The organism is Agrobacterium sp. GD03872, from assembly GCF_029840625.1.
In the GTDB taxonomy this organism is placed as follows: Bacteria; Pseudomonadota; Alphaproteobacteria; order Rhizobiales; family Rhizobiaceae; genus Agrobacterium; species Agrobacterium fabrum_A.
In genome coordinates this window covers 24,112-41,211 of the sequence record NZ_JAOCCY010000008.1, presented here as the reverse complement: position 1 = coordinate 41,211, position 17,100 = coordinate 24,112, and the positions used below count along the sequence as shown (strand labels likewise).

Annotated in this window: 18 protein-coding genes; 5 read left to right on the top strand and 13 right to left on the bottom strand. The window is 61.8% G+C overall.

Going from position 1 to position 17,100, the window contains the following annotated elements:
* Positions 1-476 precede the first annotated feature (476 nt).
* The gene (locus tag N5D22_RS17765) at positions 477-2,117 is read left to right on the top strand and encodes an alpha/beta-hydrolase family protein (protein WP_279658493.1); all 1,641 of its coding nucleotides are present in this window, start codon (positions 477-479) and stop codon (positions 2,115-2,117) included.
* 23 nt (positions 2,118-2,140) lie between these two features.
* On the opposite strand, the gene N5D22_RS17760 is transcribed toward N5D22_RS17765, so the two are convergent.
* Positions 2,141-2,980 (bottom strand): SDR family oxidoreductase, encoded by an 840-nt coding sequence (locus N5D22_RS17760; RefSeq protein ID WP_279658457.1) that lies wholly within the window; start codon positions 2,978-2,980, stop codon positions 2,141-2,143.
* Between the two features lie 142 nt (positions 2,981-3,122).
* Between N5D22_RS17760 and N5D22_RS17755 the strand changes: the two genes are divergently transcribed.
* Positions 3,123-3,491, top strand: a complete 369-nt coding sequence (locus tag N5D22_RS17755) for a helix-turn-helix domain-containing protein (protein WP_003509204.1) — start codon at positions 3,123-3,125, stop codon at positions 3,489-3,491.
* Positions 3,492-3,723: 232 nt separating this feature from the next.
* Here the strand turns inward: N5D22_RS17755 and N5D22_RS17750 are convergent, their stop codons facing one another.
* Positions 3,724-4,155, bottom strand: coding sequence for an Lrp/AsnC family transcriptional regulator (locus N5D22_RS17750; protein ID WP_003522324.1), 432 nt, complete (start codon positions 4,153-4,155; stop codon positions 3,724-3,726).
* Between the two features lie 144 nt (positions 4,156-4,299).
* Here N5D22_RS17750 and N5D22_RS17745 point away from each other — a divergent pair, with 144 nt between their 5' ends.
* On the top strand, positions 4,300-5,400 hold the full coding sequence (locus N5D22_RS17745; RefSeq protein WP_279658458.1) for a saccharopine dehydrogenase family protein: 1,101 nt from the start codon (positions 4,300-4,302) through the stop codon (positions 5,398-5,400).
* Positions 5,401-5,593: 193 nt separating this feature from the next.
* Here the strand turns inward: N5D22_RS17745 and N5D22_RS17740 are convergent, their stop codons facing one another.
* Complete coding sequence (locus N5D22_RS17740; RefSeq protein ID WP_279658494.1) at positions 5,594-7,054, bottom strand: protein adenylyltransferase SelO family protein; 1,461 nt, start codon at positions 7,052-7,054, stop codon at positions 5,594-5,596.
* Positions 7,055-7,222: 168 nt separating this feature from the next.
* Between N5D22_RS17740 and N5D22_RS17735 the strand changes: the two genes are divergently transcribed.
* Both N5D22_RS17735 and N5D22_RS17730 read left to right on the top strand, forming a co-directional pair.
* Positions 7,223-8,938 carry a glycoside hydrolase family 32 protein gene (locus N5D22_RS17735; RefSeq protein WP_279658459.1) on the top strand — a complete coding sequence of 572 codons (1,716 nt, stop codon included), beginning with the start codon at positions 7,223-7,225 and terminating at the stop codon, positions 8,936-8,938.
* Positions 8,939-9,009: 71 nt separating this feature from the next.
* Positions 9,010-9,183, top strand: coding sequence for a hypothetical protein (locus tag N5D22_RS17730; protein WP_020009686.1), 174 nt, complete (start codon positions 9,010-9,012; stop codon positions 9,181-9,183).
* A 68-nt stretch (positions 9,184-9,251) separates the two neighbouring features.
* Here N5D22_RS17730 and N5D22_RS17725 read toward each other — a convergent pair whose 3' ends face one another.
* The 10 genes from N5D22_RS17725 to blaOXA all read right to left on the bottom strand — a co-directional run bounded on the left by N5D22_RS17725 (position 9,252) and on the right by blaOXA (position 17,094).
* A complete protein-coding gene (locus N5D22_RS17725; protein ID WP_279658495.1) occupies positions 9,252-10,640 on the bottom strand; it encodes an MFS transporter in 1,389 nt (462 codons plus the stop codon).
* 162 nt (positions 10,641-10,802) lie between these two features.
* Positions 10,803-11,168, bottom strand: coding sequence for a type II toxin-antitoxin system RelE/ParE family toxin (locus tag N5D22_RS17720; protein WP_279658460.1), 366 nt, complete (start codon positions 11,166-11,168; stop codon positions 10,803-10,805).
* A complete protein-coding gene (locus N5D22_RS17715) occupies positions 11,158-11,427 on the bottom strand; it encodes a type II toxin-antitoxin system ParD family antitoxin (protein ID WP_279658461.1) in 270 nt (89 codons plus the stop codon). The genes N5D22_RS17720 and N5D22_RS17715 overlap by 11 nt, the downstream gene beginning before the upstream one ends.
* Before the next feature lie 69 nt (positions 11,428-11,496).
* Positions 11,497-11,856, bottom strand: a complete 360-nt coding sequence (locus tag N5D22_RS17710; protein ID WP_080817384.1) for a type II toxin-antitoxin system PemK/MazF family toxin — start codon at positions 11,854-11,856, stop codon at positions 11,497-11,499.
* Complete coding sequence (locus tag N5D22_RS17705) at positions 11,856-12,122, bottom strand: AbrB/MazE/SpoVT family DNA-binding domain-containing protein (protein ID WP_059753836.1); 267 nt, start codon at positions 12,120-12,122, stop codon at positions 11,856-11,858. Before N5D22_RS17705 ends, N5D22_RS17710 begins: the two co-directional genes overlap by 1 nt.
* 68 nt (positions 12,123-12,190) lie before the next feature.
* Complete coding sequence (locus tag N5D22_RS17700) at positions 12,191-12,391, bottom strand: heavy-metal-associated domain-containing protein (protein ID WP_269827965.1); 201 nt, start codon at positions 12,389-12,391, stop codon at positions 12,191-12,193.
* A 53-nt stretch (positions 12,392-12,444) separates the two neighbouring features.
* Positions 12,445-12,867: a Cu(I)-responsive transcriptional regulator gene (gene cueR / locus N5D22_RS17695; RefSeq protein ID WP_279658462.1), complete on the bottom strand. Its 423-nt coding sequence runs from the start codon at positions 12,865-12,867 to the stop codon at positions 12,445-12,447.
* Positions 12,864-15,449, bottom strand: a complete 2,586-nt coding sequence (locus tag N5D22_RS17690; RefSeq protein WP_279658463.1) for a heavy metal translocating P-type ATPase — start codon at positions 15,447-15,449, stop codon at positions 12,864-12,866. The genes cueR and N5D22_RS17690 overlap by 4 nt, the downstream gene beginning before the upstream one ends.
* 163 nt (positions 15,450-15,612) lie before the next feature.
* Positions 15,613-16,221, bottom strand: a complete 609-nt coding sequence (locus N5D22_RS17685) for a class I SAM-dependent methyltransferase (RefSeq protein WP_279658464.1) — start codon at positions 16,219-16,221, stop codon at positions 15,613-15,615.
* Positions 16,222-16,269: 48 nt separating this feature from the next.
* Positions 16,270-17,094, bottom strand: a complete 825-nt coding sequence (blaOXA, locus tag N5D22_RS17680; RefSeq protein WP_279658465.1) for a class D beta-lactamase — start codon at positions 17,092-17,094, stop codon at positions 16,270-16,272.
* Positions 17,095-17,100: the final 6 nt, after the last annotated feature.

The window sequence follows — 17,100 nt, the reverse complement described above, 5'->3', positions numbered from 1 at the left end:
CCTGCGAGAGAAATGGCAGCGATTGCGGTTATGCGACGGAACATCTTTTCCCCGTCATTCCGGCCCTGAGCCGGAATCCAGCCAGCCCAAGTCATTGGGCTGAAAAGGTCTTTTCGCCGCGCAGACGCGCGCTGGCTGGATGCCGGGTCAAGCCCGGCATGACGAGGAGAAGGGCTCTGGCCCAGAGAACAAAACTGGAAGGCGGCTGGATGGGCAACAATATGGCACCGACGATAAGGGAAGCTTGCCATCAAACCGGAGACAACCCTTTGGACCGTGCGCCGTCTTCAGCCGCAAATCTCCGACCGTAGCCAAACACTATCAAACCACCGTCACGCTGTAAAGGATTATTTTCCTATTTCCATGATTTTTATCCTGCCCACAGGATTTGCACCCTCGCCCGTCACATATTACACTAAGCGCCAGGCGGTGAGCACAAGGGGCAAGTCAAGTTGGTGAAACAATGGGTTGAGCGGTTGTTCGCAGGTCTTTCGGCAACCGGCATCGTCTTCGGCACTATCCTGTTCTGCGCTTCGCTCACGCCCTCGCTCCTGCCGCGTACCTGGCTGATGCAGGGGGTGCTGTGCGGTTTTTCCTTCGCCATCGGCTATCTGATCGGTGTCGCTTTGCACGCCATCTGGGCCTATCTGGAGCTGCCGGAACCCTCGCGCCACAATGCGCGCGGCATTCGTTTTCTCATCGCGCTCGCCGCCGCCATCATGGCCATCGCCTTTTTATGGCAGGCGAAGGACTGGCAGAATTCCATCCGCGTGTTGATGGAGCTCGATCCGCTGCCCAGCGCCCACCCCACCAAGACCGGCGGCCTTGCCGTGCTGGTCGCCGCCATCCTCATCGGCGCCGGCCGGCTGTTCCAGCTTATCCGTCGGTTCTTTGCCGCGCGCAGCCGCCATTTCCTACCGCGCCGCCTTGCCAATGTTCTCGGCATCGCGGTGGCGATCATCCTCTCATGGATGCTGCTTAATGGGCTGATCTTCGATATCGGCCTCAGATTTGCCGATTCCTCGCTGAAACAGGTGGATGCGCTGATCGAACCGGATGTGCCGCGCCCGTCAGACGCACTCAAGACCGGCAGCAGCGCCTCGCTGATGACATGGGAATCGCTCGGCCGACGCGGGCGTGAATTCGTCGCCGAAGGCCCTGACGGCGCGGAGATATCCGCCTTCACCCATCGCCCGGCAAAGGAGCCGCTCAGGGTCTATGCGGGCCTCAACTCGGCGTCAACGCCGGAAGAAAGAGCGGCCTTGGCGCTGGAGGAGCTGAAACGGGTCGGCGGTTTCGAGCGCAAGGTGCTTCTGGTGGTCATTCCCACCGGCACCGGCTGGATCGACCCGGAAGCGCTCGATACGGTCGAATATCTGCATGACGGCGATATCGCCAGCGTCGCCGTGCAATATTCCTATCTCTCGAGCTGGATCGCGCTGCTGACGGAGCCGGATTACGGTGTCGAGACGGCACGCGCCCTGTTCGAGGCCGTCTATGGCTACTGGACCACGCTGCCGAAGGAAACGCGACCGAAGCTTTACCTGCATGGCCTCAGCCTCGGTTCGCTCAACTCGCAGAAATCCTCGGATCTCTACGATGTGCTCTCCGACCCGTTCCAGGGCGCGTTGTGGAGCGGCCCGCCCTTTTCCAGCCCGACATGGCGCATGGCCACCAATGGCCGGGTGAAGAGCACGCCGGAATGGCTGCCGCGTTTCCGCGATTCCTCCGTCATCCGCTTCGCCAACCAATATACGACCGCGCATATGCCCGATGCGGCATGGGGGCCGATGCGGATCGTCTATCTGCAATATGCCAGCGACCCAATCACCTTCTTCGAGGCCGCCTCGCTTTACCGGCGGCCGCAATGGATGGCGCATCACGGGCCTGACGTTTCCACATCCTTCCGCTGGTTCCCGGTGGTGACCCTGCTGCAGCTCGGTCTCGATGTCGCAGCAGCCACCACCGCGCCCATCGGTTATGGCCATGTCTATGCGCCGGAACATTATATCGATGCATGGACGGAAGTAACTGCGCCAAGCGGCTGGAACCCGGAGGAGATCCAGCGGCTGAAGATGTTCTTCAAGGCCCGCCGCGGCTCCACCGATCCGGCGTGAGCGCGGCAGGCTCGCCTGGAGCCTTAGCCCTTCAGCCGGTCCAGATTGTCGGCGATATAGGTCTCCAGTGAACGCGGCGCATGGCCGGTCAGCGTTTCGACATCGCCGGTCACCAGTGCTGTCCAGCCTTCGCGCACGGGATAAAAGATCGAAGCGAGGAACGAGGCATAGTCCTGCGGCACGCCCGCACCGGTGAGGATGCCGATGAAGACCTCATCCGAAACGGCGGCGTAAGAAACCGGCTTGCCGATCGCCTGCGATATCAGCGCAGCCGCTTCGCCGTAACCTAGGGCTTTCGGACCCGTCAGGTTGAAAGCCTTGCCATTAAAGGCGTCAGAAGTCAGGGCTGCGGCAGCGCTGGCGGCGATATCGCGCACGTCGATGAAGCTCGACTTGCCCTCGCCGGCCGGCACGGCGATCTGGCCGTGGTCGATACCGGCCTTCCAGTAGCTGTGGAAATTATCGGCAAACCAGTTGGGTCGCAGAATGACGTAAGGCGTGCCCGAAGCGATGATCTTCAGCTCGATCTGGCGATAGGGAATGGAATCATCGGCATCGACGCCGAGGACGCTCAGGAACACGATCTTCACCTTGCGGCGCGCCGCCTCCTCGACCACAGGCGTCAGCGCGTCGATGGCATCCAGACGCCCGCCCGCCAGGATGAGGAAGAGACGGTCAACACCGTCGAAGGCATCCGCATAAGTCGATGCGTCGGTATAATCGAAACGCACGCCTTCCGCGCCGTCCGTGGCCTTGCCGCTGCGCGAGGCGGCCTTCACACTTTCGCCCTTCGAAAGGAGCGCTTTCACCAGCGGCGTGCCGATGGTGCCGGTGGAACCGATTACGAGTATCTTGCCTGTCATCTCAAATCTCCGTAGTATCTAATGGAAACCATGTTTCGAAAAGACAGGTACTGCGTTTGCGAAATCATAAAAAGAGAGCACTTTTCGGTTATCTGGTTTCCTTTCGGAAACCGGCATGGCCCTGAAACGACGGAACAAACCCATGGAACGTATCTATGACGTCTATGAAGACCGCTGCCCCACCCGCATGGTGCTGGACAGGATTGCCGACAAATGGGCGCTGCTGATCCTCGACCGGCTGCGGGTGGAAGCGGTGCGCTTCAACCTGCTGCGGCGGGAGATCAAGGGCATTTCGCAGAAGGTCCTGTCGCAGACGCTGAAGAAGCTTGAGCGCGACGGGCTGATTTCGAGGCAGGTGTTCCCGACCGTGCCGGTGACGGTCGAATATTCGCTGACGCCGCTGGGGCGGACGCTGACTGACACGGTGGCGGCGCTTGCCCATTGGGCGGAGGGGAATATCGACGCGGTGATGGCGGCGCAGAGGGCTTATGATGAGCGGGCGGTGGTTTAGAGGGTCTTCGCTCTCGCGTAGCGACGGAAGCATGGGAGCGGCAAACTCCTTTGCTGTTTCGTTTTGCAGACCATCGCTTCCGTCATGCCGGACTTGATCCGGTATCCAGCCAGCCCAAGTCCTTGGGCTGAAAAGACTCTATTCGCCGCGCAGACGTGCGTCGGCTGGATGCCGGATCAAGTCCGGCATGACGGAAGCGGGTTTTGCGTATCTTCCACTCCCTCAAACGCTCCTACCGCGAAATCCGCGTCGACAGAATGATCGACGACAGCGTGCGCTCCACGCCGTCAAGCGCGCCGATGCGGTCGATCAACCGGTCGAGATCGAGGATCGAAGGTGCGGCCAGAATGGCGATGAGGTCGAAGGTGCCGCTCACCGAATGCAGCGTCGTCACCTCCTTGATGGCGGCGAGCGCCGCCGTCACACCGGGCAGCGCCTTCGGCCCGATGGTAATCAGCACATGGGCGCGCACCAGCCCGGAAAGATAGCTTTCCGAAAGCCTGAGGCCATAACCCGCAATCACCCCGTCCGCCTCCAGCCGCTCGATACGGGCCTGCACCGTGGTGCGCGAAAGGCCGAGTTTGCGCGCCAGTTCCGCCACCGGCATGCGGGCATTTTCGGAAAGCAGGGCGAGCAGCGCCCGGTCCTTGTCGGCAATCGTCATAGTGACCAATCCTGTCGTCTTATTGTCTAATATTAACCCGCTATCCGCACATAGTGAAGCTGCGAATCGTCAATAAAAACTGGCATTCTGTTCTTGAAGCGCATCCGCGCTGACACATTTGCATTCACTGCGGGGAACAAAAACATGAAAAACATTGTCGTCATCGGCGCGGGCAATATCGGGTCGGCCATTGCCTGGATGCTGGCCGCATCAGGCGATTATCGCATCACCGTCGCCGACCGTTCGGCCGATCAGCTGGCCAATGTGCCGGCGCATGAACGGGTCGATACCGAAATCGTCGACATCACCGACCGTCCCGCTCTTGAAGCACTGCTGAAAGGCAAATTCGCCGTTCTATCCGCCGCCCCCTTCCACCTGACAGCAGGCATTGCCGAAGCGGCCGTTACCGTCGGCACGCATTATCTCGATCTCACCGAAGACGTCGAATCCACCCGCAAGGTCAAGGCTTTGGCAGAAACGGCCGGGATGGCGCTCATCCCGCAATGCGGCCTCGCGCCCGGCTTCATCTCCATCGTCGCCGCCGATCTTGCCGCCAAGTTCGACAAACTGGACAGCGTGAGGATGCGCGTCGGCGCTCTGCCGCAATATCCGTCCAATGCGCTCAACTACAACCTCACCTGGAGCACGGACGGGCTGATCAACGAATATATCGAGCCCTGCGAAGCGATCGTCGAAGGCCGCCTTACCGCCGTTCCGGCGCTGGAGGAGCGCGAGGAATTCTCGCTCGACGGCGTTACCTACGAGGCGTTCAACACCTCGGGCGGTCTCGGCACGCTCTGCGCCACGCTGGAAGGCAAGGTGCGGACGATGAATTACCGCACCATCCGTTATCCCGGCCATGTGGCGATCATGAAGGCGCTTCTGAACGACCTCAACCTGCGCAATCGCCGCGATGTGCTGAAGGACCTGTTCGAAAACGCCCTGCCCGGCACCATGCAGGATGTGGTCATCGTCTTCGTCACCGTCTGCGGCACCCGCAACGGCCGTTTCCTGCAGGAAACCTACGCCAACAAGGTCTATGCCGGCCCGGTTTCCGGCCGGATGATGAGCGCCATCCAGATCACCACCGCCGCCGGCATCTGCACGGTTCTCGATCTGCTCGCCGAAGGCGTCCTGCCGCAGAAGGGATTCGTGCGCCAGGAGGAAGTGGCGCTGCCGAAGTTCCTCGAAAACCGGTTCGGCCACTATTATGGCGCGCATGAGCCGCTGGCGCGGGTTGGGTGATTTAAAGGCACAGCATCGCCGCCGATTTCTTCTCCCCGCCGGGGAGAAGGTGGCCCGAAGGGTCGGATGAGGGGGCAACGCCAGCGATGGATCGCACCCTTGCCCCCTCATCCCGCTGCCGCGACCTTCTCCCCGGCGGGGAGAAGGCGAAACAGGCACCCGCTCGCTCCGGCGCTGCGGGTCAGCGCTCCGCTCACGTCCCGCAAAAGGTCCTGAACACCCGCTCATGGCTCATCGGCGGCTGCATATAGACGAAATTGTCCGGCCGCTCCTCGAAAGGCGTGGCGATTGCTTTCAGCATGGCGTGGAAGGGCTCGAAATCCCCCTCCTCCACCGCTGCCTCGATCAGCTCCTCGTTACGGTGGTTGCGCGGGATGATGGCCGGATTGGCGGCCAACATCGCCGCTGACCTGTCCCTGTCGGAAATCTCCTCACGCCCGGCTCTTTGCCGCCAGCGCGCCAGAAATTCGTCCGCCCCGGCAATATCGACGAACATGCCGCGAAACGGTTCGGCATCGCCATTGGCCGCATGGGAAAGACGCCGGAAGGTCAGCGTATAATCCGCCTCCGATGCCTGCATCAGCGCCAACAGCGCCTGCACCAGATCGATGTCGCCCTCTTCCTCCACCGTCAGGCCAAGCTTTTCGCGCATGCCGGCAAGCCAGCGTCTGGGAAAGGCGGCGGCGAAATCGGCGAGAACGGCATTGGCGAGTTCGGCGGCTTTTTCCACCTGCGGATCGAGCAGCGGCAACAGGCATTCCGCCAGCCTTGCGATGTTCCATTGCGCAATGCCAGGCTGGTTGTTGAAGGCATAACGGCCCTGTGCATCGATGGAGGAAAAGACCTTGTTCGGATGATATTCATCGAGGAAAGCGCAGGGGCCGAAATCGATGGTTTCGCCTGACACCGCCATATTGTCGGTATTCATCACGCCATGGATGAAACCCACCATCATCCAGCGGGCAATAAGGTCGCATTGCCTCTCGGCGATGCCGCGCAGCAAGGCGAGGTAAGGATTGTCTGCCTCTTTCGCCTCGGGATAATGACGGTCGATCACATAGTCCGCGAGGTTCCTGATCGCCTCGTCATCCTCGCGCGCCGCGAAGAACTGGAACGTGCCGACACGGATATGGCTTGCCGCAACGCGGGTGAAAACACCGCCCGGCAGGCCGACTTCACGCTGCACCCTTTCGCCGGAGAGGACAGCCGCCAGTGCCCGCGTGGCGGGAATGCCGAGCGCAAACATCGCTTCCGACACGATATATTCGCGCAGCACCGGGCCAAGGGCCGCGCGCCCGTCGCCCCGGCGCGAAAACGGCGTCGGGCCGGAACCTTTCAGCTGGATATCGCGGCGCTTGCCGTTCCTGTCGATCACTTCACCGAGCAGAATGGCGCGGCCATCACCCAGCTGCGGCACGAAACCGCCGAACTGGTGGCCGGCATAGGCCATGGCCAGCGGCTCGGCCCCCTGCGGCACGACATTGCCGGAAAAGATCGCCGCCAGCCTTTCATCGTCAAGGCCGGCCACATCGAGAAGAAGTTCATCGGCCAGCCCGCGATTGAAGGCGATGAGCCGCGGCGCCTTCACCGGCGTCGGCAGCACGGCGGCGCTGAACCGTTCCGGCAGACGGGCATAGGAATTGTCGAATTTCATCACGGATAAACTCCCTGCTTTGCCCCTATATGGGGCCGGAAGGCGGCGGATGCGAGCGATAAATGCCCAACCTCCTCCATCGCCTCATTCAATTTTGCGCAATGAACTTTCCCGCGCCATCATCGTTCCTATGCTTGACCCGCAGAATGCCGAACGAAAGGAAAAGCAATGACCGTCGTTGAAGCCGTAGCCGAGCCGGAAAGCGCCATCCGCACCATTCATACCGATCTGCCCGTCAACGCCACCTTCCATGTCTGGCTGAAGGCGAAGAAAGATGCCGAGCCGGGCGCCGTCTCCTTTTCCAATCAGAATGGAAAATTCGCTGAGGTTTCAAGCGTCAACACGGAAGAGTTCGGTTTTCGAATCTATCAGGTTTTCGGCGGCGGCCATGTGGAGCTGAGTTACGACACAGTCACAACAGCCGTTTCCGTCATCTACTGGTTCACGGCGTCGGATGTGCTGGAAACCGGCATCACCGTCGTCCATACCAAGCCGGATAATGCCGCACCCGAACTTCCCGGCAGCTATCACTTCCGCCCGCCCTTCGGCTGGATGAACGACCCGAACGGTTTCGGCCGCTTCGAGGGGCGCCCGCATCTGTTCTATCAGCATTATTCGCACGGGCTTCGCTGGAACACCATGCATTGGGGCCATGCCGTCTCGTCGGATTATCTGCGCTGGCGGCACCTGCCGATCTTCCTTTTCCCTTCCGAGGATCTGACGACGCGGCCCGACAAGCGCGGCGGCGCCTATTCCGGCTCCACCATTCCGCTGGTGGAAGGCACGGGCATCCGCGTCTTCTTCACCGAGCAGGTGCAGGACCGCATTCCCGAACAGCAGATACAGCTCACCGCCACCTCCTCCGATCTCATCATGGCCGGACAGGCCGAGGTCGTTCTCGGCCGCCGCCCGGACGGACAGGGGCTGACGCCGGATTTCCGCGATCCTTACGTCTTTCGCGGCCCCGACGGGTTGTGGAAAATGCTGCTCGGCAGCCAGAGCGACGGCGGCGGTGTGATCCTGCTTTACGAGACGCTGGACCCCACCGCCGCATCGGGCTGGACCTATGTGGGCAAGCTGTGGGTGGAAACGCGTTATAAAACCACGGCCATCGAATGCCCCTGTCTGCTGCCGCTCGATGGACCTGCCAATGCCCGCTCCACACGCTGGGTGCTGGTCTATGGGCTGATGCATTCGGAAGACCCGGAAACCGGCCGCAAGAACCTGACCATGGCCGATGTCGGCTGGTTCGACGGCAAGGTCTTCACCAAGGAATCCGGGCAGGAACTGGATTTCGGCACTGATAATTACGCCTTCCAGGCCTTTCTGGATGGCGACAGCATCATCGGCATCGGCTGGCTGGCCAATTGGGCGGATGCCAATCCGGAGATCGATTTCCCCACTTCCATGACGCTGCCGCGCCGGATTCATTATGCAAACGGCGAACTCCTGACCCCGCCCATCGGTGCGGCGGAAAGCCTGCGCAGCCATATTCTCGACCGCACGCGGCTGGCCGCCGGGGAACGCGTTACCTTCATCAATGGGGCGGTGGAGATATTGTTCGAGCTTGCCTCACCCGGTGCACCCTTCGAACTGGTGCTCGATCATCCGGCGGTGAGGCTGGGCGTCGTTTCCGATGAAACGGGCCTGTGGATCCGTCACGAGGACGGGTGGGAAGGTCCTTCGCCGCATTATATCGCCAAGGGGGCAAGAGCCTCGCGCGTCCGCATCTTTCTGGATTACGGCTCCATCGAAGTCTTCGCCAATCGGGGCCGATATGTGGGCACCAAGCGCATCGAGGGTTTTGAACCGGTGCGCTCGGCGCTGCTGAAGGCCGCCCCCGGCGTGGTGGTGCATGCCACCAGCTGGGCGCTGAAACCCTGAGGAACCTTTTGGCGGATCGGGCGGTTGATAGATCGAAACCGCCCGATACATCCGCCGAAAGGAGAACCGGCATGACCAAAATCCGCGATACCAGCGATCCCATCCTGTTTCCGACCGAGGCCAATGAAAACAAGGCCGAGAAAAAACGCGCCGGCAAGGGCATCATCATCATTATCGGCGCAATCGCGATCATGTCCTTCGTCGTTTATCTGGCGGCGATCACCATCGCCGCCACCCAGTCCTGACGGCGGCTGTGAGCCGCCGCTCCACATTTTCGAACGGAAAACCGGGTCCCAATTTTCCTGGAAATGCCCTAGCGCCTTTCACCCCGCAAGCCGGTGGCGGTGATGATCGCCAGCAGCGACACGACGACACCCAGACCATAGAGATAAACCATCGGCATCGTCACATCCGCGCGTTCGATCTGCGCGACGAGATCGGTTGCGGCGGCGACAGTGCCGCTGGCGCCCGCACCGGCTGCGGCGCCCAGCGTTGCGACCGTCGGCAGCAGCGCGCCAGTCATCTTGCGTTCCTCTTCCGGCGCGGCCTCCATGGCGGCCTGGCTGATGCCGGCCCAGGACATGCCGAAAGCGGAGCCGATCAGGATCTGCCCGAACAGCATCTCACCCCAGTTCCCCGTCGCCAGCCCCAGCCCGAGCAGGACGCAGCCCGGCACCATCTGATAGGGGCCGTAATGCAGGCACAGTTCCCGCAGGCGGTCGGAGCGCAGGCTGCCGATGAACATCGCGACGAGGCTCCAGGCAAGCGGCATGGTCACCACGATAAAACCGGCAAAGGTCGGCTCATGCTGCCAGAGATTGATGGCGACATAAGCGAGATAGACGCTGTCCAGCGCCTGGGCATAGGACATCAGGAACAGCACCCAGAAGCCGCTGCCGAGCACGGTTTTCAGCCGGAAGGAATCCTTCGGGAAGAGGCCTACGGAAGGCCGGGTGCCCGCACGCAGCGAGGCCCACAGCAGCGCCGCCCCTGCCAGCAGGGAAATCGCCCGCAGGCTGGCATCCTCGAAGGCGGAGGGGGCGGAAAAGGCCAATGCGCCGACAAGGCAGAGAACAAGCGGCACCAGCGGTTTGCGCGTCGCCGCCACCGGCCGCTCGGCGGAGACGGCAATGGTGGTATAGGCCAGAAGCAGCAGGATCAGCGGCGCCGACAGCAGGAAGGTGGCGCGCCAGGAGATGTGCTCGGTGGCGAAACCGCCGGTCAGCGGGCCGATGAAGGAGGCGACCGCCCAGATCGCCGCCTCGATGGCGAAGACCTTCGGCAGCAGGCCGGAGCGGAAGCCGGCGGGAATGAGACTGTAGCACACGGCCACGATCAGCCCGTCAGCCAATCCCTGCAAGGCCCGGCCGACAACGACCCACAAAAAGTCGCCGGCGACTGCCGAAAGGACCGACCCGAAAGAAAAGATCAGGCAGCACAGAAGCAGGACGGGGCGCGCGCCGAACCGTTCGCGGAACAGCACGGCGGTGACGCCGCCCGCCACCGAACCGACGAAATAAAGACTATAGGCCCAGCTATAAAAGGCAGCGCCGCCGATTTCTTTGACGGCGACAGGCAAGGCCGCGACGATAGCGAACTGATTAAAAGCGTGCAGGCCGATACCGGCGGAGATGACGGTGAGGAGCGAGAGATTCGCCCCGCTCAACAATTCGCCCCAGCCGTTTTTCTCCGCCATTTCCATACTCGACAAAGCCGTATCCTTTCCATTTTTGCGATACGGCGGGCAAACTAGAACCTCAAGCGCCATTGAGGTCAAGACGGCTTTTTCACGCAATTCGGTTTGACGGAATTCATCGCGGCAGGAACCGCAATTCCTCGCGGGAAGACGGGCTTTCGATGCGGTTCAGGGAGGACCCGCGACGCGGTGGGACACGAGGCGCGTGAGCATATGGCGTAGATGATCCTGCCCGCCGAAAAAGACCGCGAGAATACGCACGGTCTTTTCACCCTCATCGACATCGAAATAAAAGACAGCCTGATTTTTCGTTACCCGGCGAAGGCCGGGCAATATTTCGGGCAATAATGTGCCCTGAAAAGGCGCTTTGTGAAGCGCTTCCATATCCGTTTCAATTGACCCCACGCGTCGCGCAGCGCGCGCGAAAGCCCCCGGCAAGGCGTCACCGAGGTCGAGATAGGACTGGATGAGATGGTCGAGAATGAGGCCGAGGTCCTGATCCGTCTGCGTTGAACGCAGGACCTTAAAGGCCACGGCTTGCCTTCCGGGCTGCTATCATCGCCGCCGTTCTTTCCTTGCCGTCTTCCAAGGAGATGAAGTCGCCCTGCCCGCGCTCGACCAGCAAATCGCGAAGCGCGGCAAGTTCGGCGTCCTTCAGTTCCGTTTCCTGCCGGAGCAGTTCCAGCCCACGCTGGACGACGGCACTGAGACTGGCATAACGCCCTTCCTCCACTAGCCTTCGAGCGAAGCTGTCCTGTTGATCGGAGATGGAAACTGACGCCTTGACGGACATTGTGGCTATCCCGGTCCAAAAGAGATGCTACTCAGTAGCATATTTCGCCCATTATTCCAATGGGCGTTCTCAGGCGGGATCGATCATGCTGATGACACGACCGGCGATTTCGTCGATCGTCGCATCGTCAAGGGTTTCGATATATTTCGCTTTTTTCTGGGCGACACGGGCAACAATGTCCATGCTTCTCACCTGATTGCATAGTGCGACACCCGTTGTCCTGTGGCCCGATATGTTCACGGCAAGCCCTGCCCTGCGTGTGAATACTCCGCCCGTGGTCACGGGAACGACAAGGCACAGTCCAACCGCATTGATTTCTCTGGGCGTAATGACGATACAACGATGCTCGTCCCTGATTTCGCTGCCGATGACAGGATTGAGGTCGACCAGATAAACGTCGCCACGTTTTGGAACCTGGCTGCGAACCATCAAAGGGCTTCTTTGCCAACTGGCGGCGCTTCGTCCCACTCCCGCGCGCTGGCATTGAGGGCGGCGACTTCATCCGCACCCTCCAGCAGTTCGGCAAGCGTGAAGCGCTTCTTTTCCTGCCGAACCGGGCTGGCGACCAGCGCGCCGTTATCGACCTCGAGCGTCAGTTGCTCACCGATTTCCAGCCCCAGCATCTTCAAAAGAGCGGGCGGGATGGTCATCACCGCCGCACCGCCCTGACGTCTTATTCTCGTCGTTACGGTCATCCGTCTACGCTCCGTTTTGTGCAACATATGTAGCACATTTTGGGACCTGTGCAAACGGAAGCCGTCTCTCAACCCGCCCGCTCCGGCGAATAACCGGCTTCGCGGATCGCCGCTTCCGCAGTTGCGGCGTCGCCCGTAACCGTCAGCTTGTGGGCATCGAGGTCGATGCTGACGGATGCGCCGGGCAGTACCTCCGTGAGAGCGCCGCGCAGCGTCTTTTCGCAATGGCCGCAGGTCATGTCAGGAATGAGGAAGGTGGTTGCACTCATGGTTTTCTCCTTCTGGCCGGTGGCAATACTCTCGCGCCGGCTGTCATTAAAGCTCAGTGGGTTCTCGTGGGCCGGGCGTCGGTCTTATCGGCGCCCGCGAGATCGTCGAGGATGGGGCAGTCGGGCCGGTGGTCGCCGCCGCAGCAATGGGCGAGATGGGAGAGCGTCTTCACCATGCTCTTCATCTCGGCGATCTTCTGCTCGAGATCGGCGATGTGGACGAGCGCGATTTCCTTCACCGCCGAACTCTCGCGGGTCTTGTCCTGCCAGAGTTTCAGCAGCGTCTCGGTTTCTTCCAGCGAGAAACCGAGCGTGCGCGCCCGCTTGATGAAGCGCAGATTATGCACGTCCTGCTCGCCATAGACCCGGTAATTATTGCCGGTGCGGGCGGCCGGCGTGATGAGGCCGATCTGCTCGTAATAACGGATCATCTTGGCGGAAACGCCCGATGCTTCCGATGCCTGGCCGATATTCATGACGTCACCTCCCGATGGGCCACCTTCGCTCGTTTCAACCGCAGCGCATTGGCAAGAACGAAGACGCTGGAGAGCGCCATGGCGCCCGCACCGATCATCGGCGACAGCGTGATGCCGAAGGCCGGATAAAGCACGCCCGCCGCAACCGGTATCAGCGCCACATTGTAACCAAAAGCCCAGAACAGGTTTTCCTTGATGTTGCGCATGGTCGCACGGCTCATCTCGATGGCGTTGACCGCCCCCAGAAGATCGCCGCCGACCAGCACCACATCGGCGCTTTCGATGGCGACATCCGTGCCGGTGCCGACGGCGATGCCGATATCGGCCTCGGCCAGCGCCGGCGCATCGTTGATGCCGTCCCCCACAAAGGCCAGCACCTTGCCGCCGGCGCGCATCTCGTGGATCGCCTTCACCTTGCCCTCGGGCAGCACTTCGGCCACCACGCGGGAAATGCCGACCTGCCGGGCGATGGCATTCGCCGTGCGTTCATTGTCGCCCGTCACCATCGCCACTTCGATGCCCATCGCCTGCAGCGCCCGGATGGCGGCAACACTTGACGGTTTCAGCGGATCGGCGACGGCAATCGCAGCCGCCAGCCTGCCGTCGATGGCGGCATAAAGCGGCGTCTTGCCCTCGTCGCCCAGCCTTGCGGCGGCTTCAGCGAAGATATCCACGGAATGGCCGAGTTTGGCCATGTAACGATCCGCGCCGACTTCAACCCTGCGGCCGTTGACGTTCGCGGCGATGCCGTAACCCGTCACGCTTTCGAAGTTTTCGACGGTCGGGGGTTCAAGTCCCTCTCCCGCTGCCAACCCCCGATCTTCCGCAGCGCGGACGATGGCCTCGGCAATCGGATGTTCCGAGCGGCCCTCGACGGCGGCGACCAGCGCCAGCACTTCATTGTCGGCAAATCCTTCCGCAACCACCAGATCGGTCAGTTCCGGGCGGCCCTTGGTGACCGTGCCGGTCTTGTCGACCACAACGATCTGCGCCGAACGCAGTTCCTGCAAGGCCTGTCCCTTGCGGAACAGCACGCCGAGTTCAGCCGCCCTTCCGGTGCCGACCATGATTGAGGTGGGCGTGGCGAGACCCATGGCGCAGGGGCAGGCGATGATCAGCACCGCCACCGCATTGACCAGCGCGAAAGTATAGGCAGGCTCGGGGCCGAAGATCGCCCAGACGATAAAGGTCAGGACAGCGATTGCTATGACAACGGGCACGAATAGCGCGGTGACGCGGTCCACCAGCAGCTGGATCGGCAGCTTGGACCCTTGAGCCTCCTCCACCATGCGGATGATCTGCGACAGCATGGTGTCGGCGCCCACCTTGGTCGCCTTGAACTTGAAAGCGCCCGTCTTGTTGATGGTGCCGCCGACGACCGTTGCGCCGACCGTCTTTTCCACCGGCACCGGTTCGCCCGATATCATGGATTCATCGACATAGGACGAGCCTTCGACAACTTCGCCATCCACCGCCAGCCTTTCGCCGGGGCGGATGACGACGATATCGCCGGCCACCAGGTCCTCGGGGGAAATATCGATGGTAGCGCCGTCGCGCTCCACCCGGGCGGTCTTCGCCTGCAGGCTCATCAGCTTGCGGATGGCGTCTCCCGTGCGGCCGCTGGCGCGGGCCTCCAGAAGCCGCCCGGTCAGGATCAGCGTCACGATGACGGTTGCCGCTTCATAATAGACGAACTGCGCCTCTTCCGGCAGCAGGTCGGGCGCGAAGGTCGCCACCACCGAATAGAGATAGGCGGCGGTGACGCCCAGCGCCACCAGCGAGTTCATTTCCGGCGCGCCGCGCAGCAGGGCCGGGAAACCGGTCTTGAGGAAGCGCAGGCCCGGTCCGAAGATCACCGCCGTCGCCAGCGCGAAATAGATGTAATAGAGGTTCTGCGTGTCGATGATGCCCATCAGCCAGTGATGCATCGGCTCATAGAGATGGCCGCCCATTTCCAGCACGAAAAGCGGCGCCGTCAGGATCGCGGCGATCGTCAGGTCGCGTTTCAGCGCGCCCTCCTCACCGGCATGTTGCATATGGTCATGGCCGCCGCTTTCGCCGGCCGCCGCCATCTGGCCGTGGCCCTGATGATGCCCGTGGTGCTGGCTGTGGTCCGGGTGGGCGGAATGATCGTGCGGTTTGGGTGTCGTCAGCGCGAAGCCGGCGAGCTTTGCCGTTTCCACCAGCGCATCCCGCTCGCGGCGGCCGCCGATGGTTTTAACCGCAACCTTGCCGGCCGCGGCGTCCACCTTCACGTCGACCGTGGTGGCGACGGCTTCCAGAATGGCCGTCAGCCGTTCCGCATCCGCCTCGCCTCGCAAGCCTTCTACCGCAAATTCCTGCCGGTCGGGTGTGATATCGTAACCGACCTTCTTGATGGCGGCTCCGAGCGTTTTCGCCGAAAATCCTTCGGCCGGTTCGACGGTGAGCTTCTTCGTGGCGAAGTTCACCGAGCTCGATGCGACACCCGGCACCTTGGCCGCGGCCGTCTCCACACGCCGCACGCAGGACGCGCAGGTCATGCCTTCGACGGGAATGGAAACCGGTTGATTTGGATGGGCGTGTCTGACTGTCTCGTTCATGGGAAATCCCCTTTCGAGACCCTATGTAGGGCTTCCCATGATGGGAAGGTCAAGGTATGGGCGAGTTTTTTGTTGAACACACAATCGTGAGTACGGGCACCGGCCGTAAAAGCAGGAATTTACACCGTTTGCCGCTGCGATCGAACGGCCGCACGGTCGCCTCTCAGGCCACGACCCGTCTGGCGAGATAAACCGTCGCCCCACCGCATTGCGGATCGTTGACGATGTGATCGAGAAGCCGGAACCCGTGTGCGGCGAGCAGGCTTTCATAATCTTCGCGCGCAAGGCTGGCGTGATAAAGCGGCCTGCCCTGAAACGTACCCATCGCTTCCCCATGCCCCGGCCCGGCCGTGAACATCAGGGCCGCACCGTCATTGGCGTGCTGGCGGAAAGTGCCGAACATCAGACGCTGATCTTCAGGCTTCAGGTGGAAAAAACTGTGCCAAGCGATCAAACCGTCAAAACGGCGACCGAGAGCCAGCTCGCGCATATCGGCGACCGCCCAGAGGTTTTCCGGAAACCGGTTGCGGCAAAGTTCGATCAGCGGCAGGGACGCGTCGATGCCCGTGAGGTCATAACCGCTGGCGATGAAATAGCCGGCAATCGGTTCGCCTGAACCGCAGCCGATATCGAGAATGGAACCGCCGTCGGGCAAAAGCGAGATGAACCTGTCCAGCCAGGGTTTTTCGGCGAGGGAGCGGCCGCGCTCCCTGTCGAAATCGGCCCCGTGTTCGGTATAGAGCCCGATGACATCGCAGGAGGCATTCGACATGTCCCGATATCCTTTCCCGGGTTCAAGGCATCCCGACCACACCGCTCTTTAGCGATGCACGGCCAGCCGTGGAATATCGCGCAGGAAGGAGTCGCGCACGGCGGGGCCGAGCGGTTCGTTGGACGGTTTGTCGGAAACGCGCAGTCTCGCAAAGACGATATGCTGGCCTTCGCGCTCCGCCCAGCCGACGAACCAGCCGAAGGGGCGGTTGCGGTCGGGGTTGCCCTTTTCGTCGCGCATATAGCCGGTGCCGGTCTTGCCGTGCACGGCCCAGCTTTCCGGGGCATCGAAGACCGGCAGGATTGCCCTTGTCTTCGCCTGCGCATCGCGCGAGACCGGCAGATTGCCGGCCAGAAGGCGGCGGAGAAAGCCGACCTGTTCCACCGGCGAGACCGTGAGCGACGAGCCGAGCCAGGAATGGGTCAGGCCGTTGTTCTTGCCCGGCTCACCGGAGACATCGGCATTGCCGTAACCGAGGCGCTTCACATAGGCGGCGAATTTTTTAGGCCCGAGGCGACGGGTGATTTCACGCGAATACCACAGCACCGAATCCTGCTCCCATATGGTGGGATCGACCGTCTTGCGGTCCGAGGCGCGGGCTTCCGTGCCCGGTTTCCAGTCCCAGGCGGGCGTCTTCTCGTCCTGAAGGATGCCAGCATCGAAGCCGATCAGCGCCAGCGGCACCTTGAAGGTGGAGGCCGGCGCCACACGCTGGTCGCAGGCGCCCTGCTGGTTGATGACCGCACCCGTCTCGATTGACGTGACCAGCGTGCATTCGAAGGCCTGGGGCTGTTGCTGGGCATGGGCGGAAAACGACAGGAGCCCCGGAAGGGCAAGGCATGAAAGAACGATGGCGGGCAGCCGGTAGCGCATGCGTTT